Source organism: Pseudomonas sp. WC2 (assembly GCF_050586545.1).
In the GTDB taxonomy this organism is placed as follows: domain Bacteria; phylum Pseudomonadota; class Gammaproteobacteria; order Pseudomonadales; family Pseudomonadaceae; genus Aquipseudomonas.
This window is the reverse complement of record NZ_JBOBDR010000001.1, coordinates 1-16,902: the sequence shown is the minus strand read 5'-3', so window position 1 is coordinate 16,902 and position 16,902 is coordinate 1. Positions and strand designations below refer to the sequence as shown.

Sequence of the window (16,902 nt, the reverse complement as noted above, 5' to 3'; positions counted from 1 at the left end):
CGAGAGTATGACGCGCCAACCTGCCAATCACTGTAGGTCAGCCGCAGCGGAACCGTCGATGCCGGTTTGCGATTTCACGACACCCGGCATCCCGGCGACGATGTTCTCGTCTGGATACACCGATTGCCATCCCCCGCCCAATGCCTTGTACAAGCCAACCATCGCCAGCGAAACACCGGTGGAGCTTTCCACCCACTGTTCCTGCGTCGCCAGCAAAGCGCTTTGCACGGTGAGCACGTTGACGAAATCGACCACGCCTTCGACGTATTGCTGTTGCGCGGTGCGCAGGGCGATCTGGTTCTGGCGGACAGCTTCGGCGAGGCTGTCGCGGCGGCGCTGGCTGGCGTTGTAGGCAGTCAACTGATCGTCGATTTCATGCCAGGCGCGGAGCACGGTTTGCTGATACGCGATCGCCGCTTCCTGTTGCTGCGCTTCACGCAATTGCAGAATGCCGCGCAAACGTCCGCCGTCGAACAGCGGCAGGCTGAATTGCGGGCCGATGCCGAAGGCGCGCGAGCCCCACGAACCGAAGTCGCTGAGCTGCATGGCTTGCGAGCCGAGGTTGCCGGATAAGGTGATGCGCGGGTAGAAATCGCCCTTGGCCACGCCGATATTGGCGGTGGCCGCGTGCAGGCGTGATTCGGCCTGACGGATGTCCGGGCGGCGTTCGGCCAGTTGCGACGGCAGACCGATGGCGACTTGCAGGGGTGACTGCGGCACGGCGGCGTCTGTGGATAACTCCTTGGCCAATGCCTGTGGCGGTTCGCCCATCAACAGGCTGATCGCGTTGATCAACTGTGATTGGCGCTGCTCCAGTGCCGGCAGGCGCGACTCGATGGCGGCGACTTGCGCGGCGGCTTCGGCGACGTCCAGGTCGGTCGCAACGCCATCGGCCAGACGCAGTTGCGAGAGCTTGAGGCTGTGCCGAGCAACGTCGAGGTTCTGCTCGGTGACCGCGCGGGTGTTCTGCACACCGCGCAGCTGAATGTAGTTTTGCGCGGTGTCGGCAAGCACCGCCAGCAGAACCCCGCGACGGTCGTTTTCGGCGACTTCAAGGTTGGCGTCGGCGGCTTCGGTTTCGCGGCGCACGCGGCCCCAGAAATCCAGTTCCCATGAAGCGGAGAAACCGGCGTCCCACAGGTTGAAGGCGGAATCACCGTTGTGCCCGGACGGGTCGCTCAAGCCTTTGCCGCTGTTACGTTCGCGGCCGTAACTGCTGGTGGCGGCGGTGTTCGGATAGCGATCGGCGGTGATCACCTGGCGGGCGGCGCGGCTTTGTTGCAGGCGGCTGCTGGCCAGTTGCAGGTCGAGGTTGCTCTTCGCCGCACGTTGGGTGAGCGCGGAGAGTTGCGGGTCATTGAAAACTTCCCACCAACGCTCGTTGAGGGGTTCGCTGACGGCTTGGCTGGGGGCGGACTTGGCCGGTTTGGCCCAGTCGGCGATTTGTGTGGCTTCGGGTTTTTGGAAGTCTGGGCCTACTGTGCAGGCGGTGAGACTGACCACTAACAAGGCACCCAAAGTGAGTTGCTGCCACTGGCCTCTTCGCGAGCAAGCTCGCTCCCTCATTTTGGAATGCGTTGCCTTTGTGGGAGCGAGCCTGCTCGCGAAGGCGTTGGTCCGGTCAACACGGCTCATCGCTGAGTCACCTCACGCACGGAGGTCGCCGAGCTTTTGGTATCAATACTCGCCTCCACCGACATGCCCACTCGTAACCGTTCGGCCAACGGCTGACCCGGTTCCAGCATGATTTTCACCGGAATCCGCTGCACCACCTTGGTGAAGTTGCCGGTGGCGTTGTCCGGTTTCACCGCCGCGAAGGTCACGCCAGTCGCCGGGGCGATGCTCTCGACACGGCCACTTAATGCTTCGCCACCCAAGCTATCGACGCGCACCTGGACTTCCTGTCCTGGCTGGACGTCGGTCAGTTGCGTCTCCTGGAAATTCGCCACCACATAGGCCTGCTTCAATGGCACCACAGCGAGCAATTTGCTGCCCGGTGTCACATAGGCGCCGACGCGCACCGCACGCTCGCCAATCATGCCGTCCTGCGGCGCGGTGATGCGCGTGTAGGAGAGTTCGAAACTGGCGATTTCCAGCGCCGCTTGCGCGTGTTTCAGACTGCCTTCGGCGGCATCGCGCTGAGCGGTGAGGATGTCGACCTGCTTGCGCTCCTCCGCCAGCTTGGCCGTGGCGGTGTCGAGGTGCGCTGTCGCCTGATCGATGCGCGTGCGTGCCTGTTGCGCGTTCTGCACAGTGCCGGCACCGACGCCGGCGAGGTGGTTATAGCGATTCAGCTCCTGTCGGGCGAAGGCCATTTCAGCTTTGGCTGACACCACCGAAGCTTGCGCCTGAGCGATCACCGACGTCTGGCGCTCCAGCGTCGCCTTGGCGTTCTGCAACTGCGCCCGCGCGACCAGCGTCTGCGCATCCGCCGCTTCGGCAGAAGCACGCAAGTCGCGATCATCAATCAACGCCAATAACTGGCCAGCCTTCACTTGCTGGTTGTCCTCCACCAGCACTTCCTTGATAAACCCGGCCACCCGCGGCACGACTAGCGTGTAATCCGCAGAGACAAAGGCGTCGTTAGTGTTTTGCTGGGTCCGTTTGCCAAACAGACCGGGCAGCGCCAGATACACCAGCACGCCTACGGCCAGCGCAGCCGCCACGGCCACCGCGAGTTTTTGCTTTGCTTGAGTCGTCATAAAAACCTTCATTGTTCAGTGCAGCAATCAAGTCGGCGCGCGCGGTGGAAAGATCCGCGTCGGCAGCCAGAAAATCAGCAGGATCAGCGCCACGGCGACGCCGGCCATGCACACATAAAGATCGGAGGACGTCAGCACCACGGCCTGTACATGCAGACGATGGGCAAGGCCCGGATCGCTGTGATCGGCGAGCGGCGAATTGCCAAGACTGTCGACGAGCATGGTCGAGTGGAAATGCAGGCGCGCCGTGGTCAGCGCTTCGATCACGCCGGTTGCGACAACGGCCGCCAGGCCTTTCACCGTGTTGAACCAAGCGGAGGCAAACGGCCCGTCCTGCGGCTGGATGCTGCCCGTGGACAACATCAACAGCGGCAGCACCGACATCGGTTGACCGAAGATCTGCAGCCATTGCAAAACGTAGAAATTGTCGCGGATCCATTCAGCGGTGAGCAGCGAACCGCCCAGGCATGACAACGTCAACATGCTCAAACCGATCCCGAGCACCCAGCGACAATCGACCCAGCGCAAGTTGCACAGCGCCGCCACCAGCGGCAGCGCGAGCAACTGCGGCAACGCGGCGATCAGCATGATCGGCGCGGTCTGCACCGGGCGATAACCTTGCACTTGGGCCAGATAACTCGACGGAATCAACACAACGGCCTGCAGGACCACCAGTACCCCGGCGAGAGTCATCAAAGCGAACGACAGATTGCGAATGCCGAGCATCTGCAATTTGAAAAACGGAGTCGGCTGCGACCACTCATTGATCAGAAACGCCACCAGCAACAGCGAACCGGCGCCAAGCAATCCGCAGATCAAGCTTGATTCAAACCAGTCGAGTCGATTGCCCTGCAACAGACCGATCACCAGCATGCAGATCGCCGGAAAGCCCAGCAGCAAGCCTTTCCAATTGAACGACTTGAGCCGTTCCAGGCGCAGTGGGTCCTGCGGAATGCCCCACGCGATCATTGCCATGGCGATCAGGCACGGCACGATGATTTGCCAGAACGTCCATTGCCAGCCGACGTACTCCGTCCACAAACCGGCCAGCGGCGTGCCGAGGCCCGGGCCGAACGTCGCTGTCAGGGCATAACCGGCCAAGCCGTAGAGCTTGATGTTCGCCGGCAAAAAGCGCAGAGCAACAGTCATCAGCATCGGCGGCAGCGCGCCGCCGGCCAAGCCTTGCAGGATGCGCATCAACAGCAAACTTTCGTAGTTCGGCGCGAACGGGCTGAGTATGCCGAGCAAGGTAAACAAACCAATTGCGCAGAGGGTGAAGCGCCGTAGCGAGAACGTCACCGAACACCACGGCGCGAAGGCCATGGCCGTGACCGAGGTGGCGGTGTAGCTGGCGACCAGCCAGGTGCCTTCGTCGTAACCGATGTTCAACCCGCCGCGAATGTCGGCCAGGGCCACTTTGGTGACCATTTCGTTGAGGCCCGACACCAGCACCGCCAGCAATACGCCGACCAGGCCAACGATGATCCGCGCCCCGAACACCGGCGGCGTCATCGCCTTCGCCGGGTTGGCCGCAGCGATGGGCGCTGCTGCCGTCAGGGATGTCATGAATACACACTCCGGAGGGAAAAATACCGGAGCATCTTAGTCGGGCTTGGCAATGACGAAAATTGACTTATTGGCAGCTTATAAGTGCGCCAGACGCAGCAATGAACATTCACTGTGGGAGCGAGCCTGCTCGCGAATGCGTCGGGTCAGTCAATATCATGGGTGACTGATCCAGCGCTTTCGCGAGCAGTCTCGCTCCCACAGGGGATTTTTGTGAAGTCAGGGATTAAGGCTGTGCCGCCAGCCACGTCTCGTCGCAACAGGCCTTAAGGGTTTCACGCAGCCATCGGTGCGCCGGATCCTTGTCGAAACGCGGGTGCCAGGCCTGGGTCAGCATCAGGGTTGGCAGCGGAATTGGCAGGTCGAACGAACGCAGTTTCAAGCCGAGCCGACGCACGCTGAGCAACGCTTCCTTGGGCACGGGCAGGATCAGGTCAGAGTCCGGCAAGGCGAACATCGCGGCGTGAAAACTCGGCGCAATCACCGCCACCCGCCGCTCCAGGCCCAGCGCATTCAGCGCCGCATCAATCGGGCCACGGGCGATGCCCCTGCGCGACATGCTGATATGGGAAAACCCGGCGTAGCGTTCGGCTGTGATTTCACCGTCAAGCAACGGATGGTCTTCGCGCACCAAACCCACAAAATGCGTTGAGAATAGATTCTGCACTTTCACTTCAGGCGTGACGGGACGAGTGTTGCTGACACTCAGGTCGATGCGTCCCTCCCGCAAAGCTTCATCGTCGCCGTCACCTTCGGGCACATAGCGAAGTTCGCAATGCGGCGCCAATTGATCAAGGGTGTCGAAGAGCTTGCCGCCGTAGACACCGATGAAAAAGTCGTTGGCGCGAATGCTGAAACGCCGGCGCAGCGTGCCCAGGTCCACAGCGTCGGCGGAGCGGAACAGCAGCGCCGCTTGCTCGACCACATCGCGCACCTGTTCGCGCAGCTCCAATGCTTTGGGGGTTGGCACCAGACCACGGCCGGCGCGCACCAGGATCGGATCGCCGATAGCTTCGCGAATGCGCGTCAGCGTGCGGCTCATGGCTGCCGGACTGAGGTTCATCCGCCGCGCGGCGCCGACCACACTGCCCTCGTCGAGCAAAGCGTCGAGGGCGACCAGAAGGTTCATGTCCGGGAGTTGCATGCTGAGCACTCGTGGCTGATCAGGATTGATCTGGGTGCAATGCTAGCAAACATCCGTGGGCTTTGCGGCGCCTTCAAAGTCGCCTTCGCGAGCAGGCTCGCTCCCACATTTGATCTCCTGTGGGCACGGGTTTTATGAGCGACAGAAGTCCAGTGTGGGAGCGAGCCTGCTCGCGAAGGGGCCAGTCGCAACGCCACAGATTACCGCTGCATCCCCCACCGCTTAACCGTCACGCGCTCCAGCGTATCGAACACCAGATTCTCCACCAGCAACCCGATCAGAATCACCACCGCCAACCCGGCAAACACCTTGTCGGTATACAGCTCATTGCGATTCTGAAAGATGTACCAACCCAAACCACCCTTGCCACTGGTCGCGCCAAACACCAGTTCCGCCGCGATCAACGTGCGCCAGGCAAACGCCCAGCCAATCTTCAATCCGGCCAGAATCGACGGCAGTGCCGCCGGGATCAGGATGAACAGCACCAGCCGCAGGCCTTTCAAACCATAATTACGTCCGGCCATACGCAAGGTTTCCGAGACACCAAGAAACCCCGCATAAGTGTTCAACGCCAACGCCCATAACACCGAATGCACCAGCACGAAAATCAGGCTGTTCTGCCCCAGACCAAACCACAGCAGCGCCAGCGGCAGCAAGGCAATCGCCGGTAGCGGGTTGAACATCGAGGTCATCGTGCTGAGCAGATCACGACCCAACTGCGTCGACACCGCTAGCGTGGTCAAGCCAAACGCCAAGACGATGCCGATCAGATAGCCCTTGATCAGCACCACCAACGATATCCACACCTTGGCCAGCAGTTCACCGCTGAGCAGGCCATCGAACAGCGCATGGCTGGTCTGCAGAAAACTCGGCAGCATCAGATCGTTGTTTTGAATCCGCGCGACCACTTCCCACACGACAGCGAGCACAATCAGGATCAGGCTTTTACGCAGCCAGCCCTGTTGCCAAAGACGCGTGCCGAGGGACAGTTCGCGTTCGACCGGCACTTCGGTCAGCGGCTCCAGCACAATTTCGAATTCTTCACGCACAGATGATGAATGGCTCATCGGGTAGTCCTCCTGGCCGCTCAATAGGCGATGCGAATGTCGTTGAAGTCGTGGTCACGCTCGGTTTCCGGCGACTGGCCTTCGTCGAATAGCAGACGATGAATGCGCCGCGCCGATTCCTGAAATGCCACGCCACCCAAGCTATGCAGATCGTACTGATGGCTGTGCACTTCGGCGCGCACCCGGCCCGGATGCGGCGACAGCAAAAGGATGCGATTGCCGACCACCAGCGCCTCTTCAATCGAGTGGGTGACGAACAGCAGGGTGAAGCGCACCTCTTCCCAAAGCAGCAGCAATTCTTCCTGCATCTTGCGGCGGGTCAGCGCATCGAGTGCGGCGAATGGCTCGTCCATCAAGAGGATTTTCGGCTGCATCGCCAACGCGCGGGCAATCGCTACCCGCGCTTTCATGCCGCCGGACAGGGTGTGCGGATAAGCATCGGCAAACGCCGCCAGGCCGACCTTTTCCAGATAGTGCAGCGCGCGTTCTTCGGCTTCTTTTTTCTTTAGCGTTCGGGAGGCCAGCAGTGGAAACATCACGTTCTGTTTGACGGTTTTCCACGGCGGCAGTTGATCGAATTCCTGAAACACCACGATCCGGTCCGGCCCCGGCGCATCGACGCGCTGGCCTTGCAGACGGATTTCGCCTTCGCACGGTTGAATAAACCCGGCGACCGCTTTCAGCAAAGTCGATTTGCCGCATCCGGACGGGCCGAGCAGCACGTAGCGATCGGCAGGGTCGATTTCAAAACTGACCTGGTGGGTGGCGCGCACCACGCGTTGTGGCGTGCGGTATTCGAGGCTGACGTGATCGACCGCCAGCAGCGCTTCGCTGCGGGCAATCGGGTTGCTGGCCGCGTGGCCTTGCAAGGGAGCGTTCATTATTGGCTCAATCTCCGGCGAATCAGAAAGGCGCGTCGCCCTGAATGGTCGTGCGATACAGCTTGCGGCGCAGGTGCGCGGGGCAGCCGGCAGCGAGATGGATCAGCGAACGGTTGTCCCAGAACACCAGATCGTGGGGCTGCCACTGATGGCGGTAGATGTTTTGCGGCAGCACGCTGTGGGCATACAACTCGGTCAGCAGTTGCTGGCTCTCGTCTTCCGGCAGGCCGACGATGCGCGTGGTGAAACCCTCACTGACGAACAGCGCTTTGCGGCCGTTCTCCGGGTGCGTGCGCACCACCGGGTGCACCACTTCCGCGACCTGAGCCAGTTGCTCCGGGGTCAGGGTCGGACGCCAGTTGCCTTCGAATTTGGTTTCGCTGTAACGCGCCGTGTAGGAATGCGCAGCGGAGCGACCTTCAACAGCTTTGCGCAACGCTTCGGGCAAGTTGTCCCAGGCCTTGTGCATGTCAGCGAATAGCGTATCGCCGCCCTCGGACGGTAGCTCCTGCGCGTGGAGCATCGAGCCAAGGCTCGGCAGCTCTTTATAGGAGAGGTCGGAGTGCCAGAACTTGCCGGCATCGCCGAGGCCGATGTTTTGACCGTTTTCGACGATGTTGGAAACGATGAGGATTTCCGGGTGGTTGGCCAACAGGAACTGCTTGAGCACGTGGATCTGCAGCACGCCGAAGCGGCGGCTGAAATCGATTTGCTGTTGCGGGGTGATTTGCTGGTCGCGGAACACCACAACGTGGTAATCCAGATGCGCGCGGTGGATGCGCGTGAAGTCCTGATCATTGATCGCTCGGGTCAGATCAAGGCCAATGATTTCGGCGCCAACGGCACCACTGAAAGGACGGATTTCAAAGGATTGCGGCGCGGCGGACGCGGCGCTTGGGGAAGCAGTAGCTGCGGACATCTTTCCATCTCCCACGCACGGCACGCTCACGGGCGCGCTCGTCGATCAGACACTCACGCTGGATTGCGTGTTGGTTCAGGTCGTGCGGCGCGCCGATTGGTCGGCAGGTACGCAGGGGGATGACTTTAAAGCTATAAGAACCGGAAATTAAATACCGTTAATGAATAACGATATGGCGATTGGTGAGGAATGGACTGGGTGGTGAGTGACGGTTTTTGTCACTTACCGACAGAGATGTGGTGTTTGGGCTGCCGCCATCGCGAACAGGCTCACTCCTACAGGGATCGCATTCCATCTGGAGAAATGCGATCCCTGTAGGAGTGAGCCTGCTCCGGGCGGCGATCCGACGATGAGGCCAGTAAGGCCACTAAAAAATTAACGCTCGTGCAACGCCTCAGCCCGCGCGCGGATGATCGGCTTGAGCAGATAACTCAACACCGACTTCTTGCCGGTAATGATATCCACCGACGCTACCATCCCCGGAATGATCAGCAACGGCTTTTCATCGGTGCCCAAGTGGCTGCGCTCAGTGCGCACCTTGATGATGTAGTAAGTGGTTTTCTTGTCTTCGTCGGTAATGGTGTCCGCACCGATCTGCTCCAGCTGAGCCTTCAGTCCGCCGTAAATGGTGTAGTCATACGCGGTGAATTTGACGATCGCTTCCTGCCCCGGGTGCAGGAAAGCAATGTCCTGCGGGCGGATCTTCGCCTCGACCAACAAGGTGTCGTCCAGCGGTACGATTTCGACCATGTCGCTGCCCGGCTGGATTACGCCGCCGATGGTGTTGACCAACAATTTGTTGACGATACCGCGTACCGGCGATGTCACCAGCGTACGGCTGACGCGGTCTTCCAGGGCCTTGCCGGTGGCGCTGGCCTTGTTCAGGTCGGTGCGCGCTTCGTTGAGTTGGGTCAGCGCTTCGCTGCGGAATTTGCCGCGCGTTTCGTCGATCTTGCGCTGCACTTCCTTGATCGCCGATTCGGCACGCGGAATCGCCAGCGTTGTGGCATCGAGCTGACCACGGGTTTCCACCTCGGCACGCTTGAGACGCAAGACTTCTACCGGGGACACCGCGCCCTGCGCCACCAGGGGCTCGGACATGTTGATTTCCTGGCGCTGCAGGCCGAGCTGCTGACGGTACTGCGCTTGCTTGGAAGCGAATTCGCGCAACTCTTGCTGACGCTGAATCAGTTGCTCCTGCAAACCGCCGATCTCGTCGTGCAATTGCTGACGACGGCTGATGTACAGCGACTCTTCACTCTTGGCCTGACCCGGCACGGCTTTGAGCACGTCCTCGGGAAAATTCAGCGGGCGGTCATCGACTTCGGCGCTCAGACGTTCAACGCGCAGCAGCATCGACAGACGATCCGCTTCGGTTTCGCCGACGTTGGAGGCAAATCGCGTGTCGTCGAGGCGAATCAACGGCGCGCCGGCTTCGACAATCTGGCCTTCCTTGACGTACAGCTCGGAGACGATCCCGCCCTCAAGGTTCTGGATTTTCTGGATCTTCGACGACGGAATCGCCTTGCCGTCGCCCTTGGTCACTTCGTCGATCACGGCGAAATTGGCCCAGAGCATGAGGAACACGAAGAAGCCGATGATCGCCCAGATGGTCAGGCGCACGACGCGCGGGGCGTCCTCGATCAGCGCCTTGTTGACCTCCGGCAGTGGCTGGCCCTGCAACGATGCCGAGCCCTTGAAGTAGCGACGGATCGAATCCTTGAAACCCGACTTAAGCAACACTGATCTGCCCCTTCTTCAACGCTTCCATCACGGCGGCTTTCGGGCCATCGGCGAGAATTTGTCCACGGTCGATCACCAGCAGACGGTCCACCAGCGACAACAGCGAAGCCCGGTGCGTGACCAGCACTACGGTTTTGTTTTCAATCACCGCGGCGAGGCGTTGCTTGAGGCGTTCTTCACCGGTGTTGTCCATGGCGCTGGTCGGCTCGTCCATCAGCAAAATCGGTGGATTGAGCAACAGCGCCCGGGCCAGAGCGACGTTCTGTCGTTGGCCACCGGACAGGTTCTGCCCGCGCTCACCGACTTGCAGCTCATAGCCTTGCGGATGCAGACGGGCGAATTCGTGGACGCCGGCCAGTTCGGCCGCCTGCAGGACAAGCTCGTCTTCTACATAACGTGCGCCGGAAACGAGGTTGTCACGCAGCGTGCCGGCGAGCAGTTGGATGTCTTGCGGCACATAGCCGATGTTGTAGCGCAGTTCGCTGACGTCGATCTGGCGGATATCCACCCCGTCGACCAGCAACGCGCCGTCGTCCGGCTGATAGAGGCCGACCAACAGTTTGGCGAGTGAGCTTTTGCCCGAGCCGCTGCGACCGATAATGCCGATTTTCTCGCCGGGACGGATCACCAGGTTGATGTTCTTCAGCGCCGGGTTCTGTTGTTCCGGGTAGGTGAAGCTGAGCTGGCGGCACTCGATAGCGCCCTGCAAAACCTTGCGGCTCAGCGGGCGCTCTTCGAAATTGCGCTCTTGTGGCAGCTCCATCATTTGATCGACCGAAGTCATGGTCACCCGCGCTTGCTGATAGCGGGTCAGCAGACCCGACAGCGACGCCAGCGGACTCAGTGCGCGACCGCTAAGCATGTAGCAGGCAATCAGACCGCCCATGCTCAGGTTGCCGGCGATGATCTGGTACACGCCGAAGACGATCATGATCACCCCGGCCAGTTGCTGGATCAGCAAGGTGATGTTCATCGCCAGACCGGAGAGCATTTTCACCCGCAGCTCGAGGCGGCTGAGGGTGCCGATGGTTTGTTCCCACTGGTATTGGCGTTCGCTTTCGGCGTTGTTGACCTTGACCGCGTCGAGGCCGGCGAGGGTTTCGATCAGGCTCGACTGACGCTCGGCGCCGAGGGCCATGGTGCGTTCCATGGTGGCCACCAGCGGCTTCTGCAAGGCGTAGCCGATCAGCAGCGCAATCGGGAAGGCCAGCACCGGAATCCACACCAGATGCCCGCCAAGGATGGCGATAACGATGAAGATCAGAATGGTGAACGGCAGATCGATCAGGCTGGTCAGGGTCAGCGAAGCGAGGAAGTCGCGCAGGCTCTGAAACTCGTGGATGTTCTGCGCGAAACTGCCGACCCGCGCCGGGCGGTACTTCATGGCCATGCCGACGATGCGTTCGAACAGCGTCGCGGAGATGATCAGGTCGGTTTTCTTCCCGGCCAGATCCAGGCACAGGGCGCGCAGGCTCTTGAGGATCAGGTCGAAAATGTAGGCGCCAGTGATACCAAGCGCCAACACCCAAAGAGTGGCTTCGGCCTGGTTCGGCACTACGCGGTCGTAGACGTTCATCACGAACAACGGCGCGGCCATAGCGATGATGTTGATCAGGAAACTGGCGGCGATCGCATCGGCGTACAGCCAGCGCGAACGCTTGAGGGTGTCGCGGAACCACGAACGCGCACGGGGAATCAGCGTGCCGTGGTTGACGTCGAATTTGTGTTGCGGCTGGGCGAAAAAGACTTTGCCCGTGTAGTCATCAGCGAGCAGTTCGCGACTGACCAGCGACTCGCCGCCATCGCTTTCGCTGAGCAGCACCCGCGCGTCGTTGTCACCCTGCCAACCGAGCAGGACGGCACTGCGGCCATCCTTGAGCAGCAGCAACGCCGGCATGGCGATCGCCGGAATTTCTTCCAGTTTGCGTTGCAGCACCCGACCTTGCAGCCCGGCGCGAGCCGCTGCGCGGGGCAGCAACTCGACACTCAAACGTTGTTTGGGCAGCGGCAGGCCGGTGGTCAGCATCGCCGCGCTGGCGGGCTTCTGGTGCAGCATGCAAAGGGCGAGCAGACCGTCCAGTAACGGATCGTCGTGCAACGCGCGTGGATCATGACTGAGATGAACTCGACTGACTTCTGATTCCACGCTCGACACTCTTTGACTGTTGAAAAGGGCTGACTCAATTCATCCCAGGTAGCTGAACCTTGGGCTTCACGTCGTTCTGCACAACGGATGCCAACGGCGCAACGACTCCCTGGCTTCGGAGCAATTCGCCCATGGTCGCCTTGATTCGATACTGAGTAAATAACTGAATGTTTTTGATATCAGCCAGACGCCGCGAAGCGGTGAACAACTCATTTTCGCTGTCGAGCAAATCGAGCAGGGTGCGTTCGCCGAGGCTGAACTGACGCTGATAGGCCGTGCGCACCGCGGTGCTGTGATCGACATATTGCTGCGCGATCGGCACCTGCGCGTTGGCGTTATTCAAGGCGTTCCAGGCCAGACCCAATTCTTCATTCAACTGGCGCAAGGCGTTGTTGCGGATATCCAGCGCTTGGTTGGCCAGGTACGACTTGGATTCCAGATCGGCCTTGTTGCTGCCGCCCGAATACAGGTTGAAACGCATGCGCAGCATGGCCTGCCATTCGTTGTTGTGACCGTTCTGCCCGTCGAGATCGTTGTCGGCGGTGCGGCCCAGTTCGGCGTCGAAGCGCGGGTAGAACGTCGACTTGGCGGTTGAGTACTGCTTCTCGGCAGCGGCGATATCGGATTCGGCCGAGCGCAGGATCGGGCTGTTTTCCAGCATTTGCTGGCGCGCTTCGTTGAGGTTGGCCGGCATCATCGCCATGAACGGCGCCGGACGCTCCAGTTGATCGGGCATCTGGCCAACCGCGCTGAGGTAGTTGGTTTCCGAGTCGGCGAGGTTGGTCTGCTCGGTGATCAGGTTGTTGCGGGCCTGGGCCATCCGCGCTTCAGCCTGATCAAGGTCAGCACCGCTGCCGACGCCGCGCTGGGTGCGCAATTGAATCTGGTCGTAGATGCGCTGGTGGCTCTTGAGGTTTTCTTCGGCCAGACGCACGAATTCGCGGCGGGTCAGCACGTCCAGATAAACCTGGGCGACGGTCAGCGCGGTACGCTCCGAAGTTCCCAGCAGCGAATAGGCGCGGGAGCTGACGTTGGCTTGTTGACGCGCAACTTCATTGGACGTCGCAAAACCGTCAAAAACCATTTGCGAGAGACGTAAACTTGACTCGCTACGGTTCAGAGTCTCCCAGTGGTTGCTGTTTCCGGCAGCGCGAGTGGTCACGCTGTCGGTGCCTTCACGGCCATAACCGCCGAGCAGATCGACCTTCGGCAGGTATCCACCTTTTGCTGCCTTTAATTGATAATCCGCGGCCAAACGACTGTTGACCCCCGCCTGAATCTCCGGATGGACATCCATGGCCTGTTGCATGGCTTCTGGTAAGGATTGTGCTTGTACGAAAGAGGCGGCGAGAGCGAGGGGTAGTGCCTTGAGCAATTGCGAACGCATGGTAAAGATTTCCCAGTACTTCTTGTCTTGAATCACAGCTAAACGTGCTGCTGCGTCGGATGATTGACGACTGGATTGACCGTATGTCGGAAAGTTCAAAACAGGAACTGGATCACACGCAAAAGGACAGGTCGCCGCGGAAATATCAATGTGACATTAGTGGGGCGATTGTTTAGGATGGCACCCATAAGGTCAATAGTTTGGCATAAAGTTAATAGCGAAAGAATCTAGCCAAATTATTGACGAACAGACGCGTCAAACTTGTTTCGCACAATTTAAAAGTACGTCCAGACTGAATCGGCGCGAAAGCCATCGGGTCTATGGAAGTCAACTGAACGTGACACCCCGGAGAGTCTTTAATGAGCAGTGTTGTTGCCATCGTCAAAAGCATTGTTGGTCAGGTATTCGTGGTGTCTCCAGAGGGCGTGCGTCGCGTACTCGTTGAAGGTGATCGCCTGTTTGTCGGCGATCAGATCGACACCGGCCTCTCCGGCGCCGTGTCGCTTGAATTGGCGGATGGCCGCACCCTCGACCTCGGTCGCGAAACCCAGTGGAGCGCCAACGCGCCCGACTCCAGCACTGACCTGGCCGAAGCCACTGCGCAGGCAGCGCCGTCTGTAGAAGAACTGCAGCAAGCCATCGCCGCGGGTGTCGACCCGACTACCGCGCTGGACGCCACCGCTGCCGGCCCGAGCGCCGCAGGCACGGGCGGTGCTGCGGGTGGCGGTCACAGCTTCGTGATGCTCGACGCCACCGCCGGCCGAGTCGATCCGACCATTGGTTTCCCGACGGCGGGGATCAACTCCGGCGCACAAATCGCCCAGGACACCACCGGCGGCCAGACCACCGATACCACCGCCAACGCCCAGCGCGAGTCGACCCTGAGCCTCAGCGCCACGCCGAGCATCACTGAAGCCGGCGGCGTGCTGGTGTACACCGCGACGTTGACCCAGGCGCCGCTGACCGACCTGACCATCACCCTGTCCAACGGCGCGGTGATCGTGATTCCGGCCGGTTCCACCACTGGCACCGTCAATGTGCCGCTGGCACCGAACGACACCGTTTATAACGACCCGACCCAGATCAACGTGACCGTCACCGGCACCACGGGTGGCGGCGGCATCATCGTGACGCCGCCGACCGTTCCGACCACGACGCAAGTCACCGACACCATCGACACCACCACCGTCACCCTGACGGCGGGCCCGAGCGTGACCGAAGGTGGCCAGATCACCTACACCGCGACGCTGACCAACCCGGCACAAACTCCGGTAACCGTCACCCTGTCGAACGGTTCGACCATCACCATCGGCGCAGGCCAGACCACTGGCACCGTCAACGTGCCGACGCCGGCCAACGACGTCTATAACAACGGCAGCACGGTCACCACCACCATCACCGGTGCTACCGGCGGCAACTTCGAAAACCTGGTGCCGAACCCGACGCCAGCGGTGACCACCATCACCGATTCGAAAGACACCACCAACCTGACCCTGACCGCCACCGGCACGGTCGTCGAAGGTGGCCAGATCACCTACACCGCGACGCTGACCAACCCGGCGCAGACGCCAGTAACCGTCACTCTGTCGAACGGTTCGACCATTACCATTGAAGCCGGCAAAACCACTGGCTCCGTCAACGTGCCGACCGCAGCGAACGACGTCTACAACAATGGCGGCACCGTCAGCACCACGATTACTGGCGCTACCGGCGGCAACTTCGAAAATCTGGTACCGAGCACCACGCCGGCTACGACCACCGTTACCGATTCGATCGACACCACCAGCGTGAGCCTCACCGCCACCGGCACGGTCGTCGAAGGTGGCCAGATCACCTACACCGCGACGCTGACCAACCCGGCGCAAACCCCGGTGACGATCACCCTGTCGAACGGCTCGACCATCACCATTGAAACCGGCAAGACCACGGGCTCGGTCAACGTGCCGACTGCGGCCAACGACGTTTACAACAATGGCAGCACCGTCAGCACCACCATCACCGGTGCTAGCGGCGGCAATTTCGAAAACCTGGTGCCGAACACCACGCCAGCGACCACTACCGTTACCGATTCGATCGACGATACCAACCTGTCGCTGACTGCGACCGGGAGCGTGGCCGAAGGTGGTTCGATTGTTTACACCGCGACCCTGACCAATCCGGCGGGCACTCCGGTAACCGTGACCCTTTCGAACGGTTCGGTGATCACCATCGAGGCCGGTAAAACCACTGGCAGCGTGACCGTCGCTGCGCCTGCAGATGACGTCTACAAAGACGCCGGCAAAGTCGAAGTGACCATCAAAGATGCCACTGGCGGCAACTTCGAGAATCTGGTGACGAGCACCGCTCCAGCCGTGACCGAAGTCACCGACACCATCGACACCTCGACCGTCAAACTGAGCGCCGACACTTCCGTTGCTGAAGGCGGCACCGTCACTTACACCGCCACGGTGGGCGCGCCGGTGACCGGTTCGCCGGTCGTGGTGACCCTGGCCAACGGCCAGAGCATCACCATCGAAGTCGGCAAGACCACCGGCACCGTCACCACCATCGCGCCGAATGACGCGTTGGCCGGCAATGCGCCGCTGACCAACTCGATCACTGGCGTTAGCGGCGGTAATTACGAAGATCTGGTCGCTGATAAAACGCCCGTCAGCACCACCGTGACTGACGTCACCGACACCACCGGCCTGTCGCTGAGCGCGACGGGCACCGTGGCTGAAGGTGGTTCGATCGTTTACACCGCAACCCTGAGCAATCCCGCCGGTACTCCGGTGACCGTGACCCTGAGCAATGGCTCGGTGATCACCATCGAAGCCGGCAAAACTACCGGCACCGTAACCGTCGCGGCGCCTGCCGATGACGTCTATAAAGACGCCGGCAAAATCGAAGTGACCATCAAGGACGCCACTGGCGGCAACTTCGAAAATCTGGTGCCGAGCACCACGCCAGCGGTGACCGACGTCACTGACACTATCGACACTTCGACGGTGAAACTGACCGCTACCGAAACCGCCGCTGAAGGAGGCACCGTCACCTACACCGCGACCGTTGGCGCGCCGGTGACCGGTTCGCCTGTCGTGGTGACCCTGGCCAACGGCCAGAACATCACCATAGAAGTCGGCAAAACCACCGGTACAGTGACCACCACCGCGCCAAACGATGCGCTGAATGGCCATGCACCGCTGACCAACTCGATCACCGGCGTAACGGGCGGCAACTTCGAAAACCTCGTAGCCGACAAAACCCCGGTCAGCACCACGGTCACCGACACCGTCGACACCACCAACCTGACCCTCAGCGCTACTGGCACTGTGGCCGAGGGCGGTTCGATTGTTTACACCGCAACG

Annotated in this window: 11 protein-coding genes; 1 reads left to right on the top strand and 10 read right to left on the bottom strand. The window is 60.7% G+C overall.

Annotation, left to right across the window (positions count from 1 at the left end):
* Positions 1-27: 27 nt before the first annotated feature.
* From ACQ4OE_RS00055 to ACQ4OE_RS00010, 10 genes are all read right to left on the bottom strand, one after another.
* On the bottom strand, positions 28-1,566 hold the full coding sequence (locus tag ACQ4OE_RS00055; RefSeq protein WP_430945242.1) for an efflux transporter outer membrane subunit: 1,539 nt from the start codon (positions 1,564-1,566) through the stop codon (positions 28-30).
* 65 nt (positions 1,567-1,631) lie between these two features.
* Positions 1,632-2,702, bottom strand: coding sequence for an HlyD family secretion protein (locus tag ACQ4OE_RS00050; RefSeq protein ID WP_430945241.1), 1,071 nt, complete (start codon positions 2,700-2,702; stop codon positions 1,632-1,634).
* A 27-nt stretch (positions 2,703-2,729) separates the two neighbouring features.
* Positions 2,730-4,268, bottom strand: a complete 1,539-nt coding sequence (locus ACQ4OE_RS00045; protein ID WP_430945240.1) for an MFS transporter — start codon at positions 4,266-4,268, stop codon at positions 2,730-2,732.
* Between the two features lie 226 nt (positions 4,269-4,494).
* Positions 4,495-5,412, bottom strand: a complete 918-nt coding sequence (locus ACQ4OE_RS00040; protein ID WP_122594121.1) for a LysR family transcriptional regulator — start codon at positions 5,410-5,412, stop codon at positions 4,495-4,497.
* 200 nt (positions 5,413-5,612) lie between these two features.
* Complete coding sequence (locus ACQ4OE_RS00035; protein WP_122594123.1) at positions 5,613-6,479, bottom strand: ABC transporter permease; 867 nt, start codon at positions 6,477-6,479, stop codon at positions 5,613-5,615.
* A 20-nt stretch (positions 6,480-6,499) separates the two neighbouring features.
* Positions 6,500-7,360, bottom strand: coding sequence for an ABC transporter ATP-binding protein (locus tag ACQ4OE_RS00030; RefSeq protein ID WP_116029366.1), 861 nt, complete (start codon positions 7,358-7,360; stop codon positions 6,500-6,502).
* Positions 7,361-7,382: 22 nt separating this feature from the next.
* Positions 7,383-8,279 carry a TauD/TfdA dioxygenase family protein gene (locus ACQ4OE_RS00025; RefSeq protein WP_430945239.1) on the bottom strand — a complete coding sequence of 299 codons (897 nt, stop codon included), beginning with the start codon at positions 8,277-8,279 and terminating at the stop codon, positions 7,383-7,385.
* Between the two features lie 375 nt (positions 8,280-8,654).
* Positions 8,655-10,022, bottom strand: a complete 1,368-nt coding sequence (locus tag ACQ4OE_RS00020; RefSeq protein ID WP_430945238.1) for an HlyD family type I secretion periplasmic adaptor subunit — start codon at positions 10,020-10,022, stop codon at positions 8,655-8,657.
* Positions 10,012-12,168: a type I secretion system permease/ATPase gene (locus ACQ4OE_RS00015; RefSeq protein ID WP_430945237.1), complete on the bottom strand. Its 2,157-nt coding sequence runs from the start codon at positions 12,166-12,168 to the stop codon at positions 10,012-10,014. The genes ACQ4OE_RS00020 and ACQ4OE_RS00015 overlap by 11 nt, the downstream gene beginning before the upstream one ends.
* Positions 12,169-12,202: 34 nt before the next feature.
* Positions 12,203-13,555: a TolC family outer membrane protein gene (locus ACQ4OE_RS00010; protein ID WP_430945236.1), complete on the bottom strand. Its 1,353-nt coding sequence runs from the start codon at positions 13,553-13,555 to the stop codon at positions 12,203-12,205.
* Positions 13,556-13,914: 359 nt separating this feature from the next.
* Between ACQ4OE_RS00010 and ACQ4OE_RS00005 the strand changes: the two genes are divergently transcribed.
* The coding region (locus tag ACQ4OE_RS00005; protein ID WP_430945235.1) for a retention module-containing protein at positions 13,915-16,902 on the top strand (2,988 nt) is incomplete at its 3' end.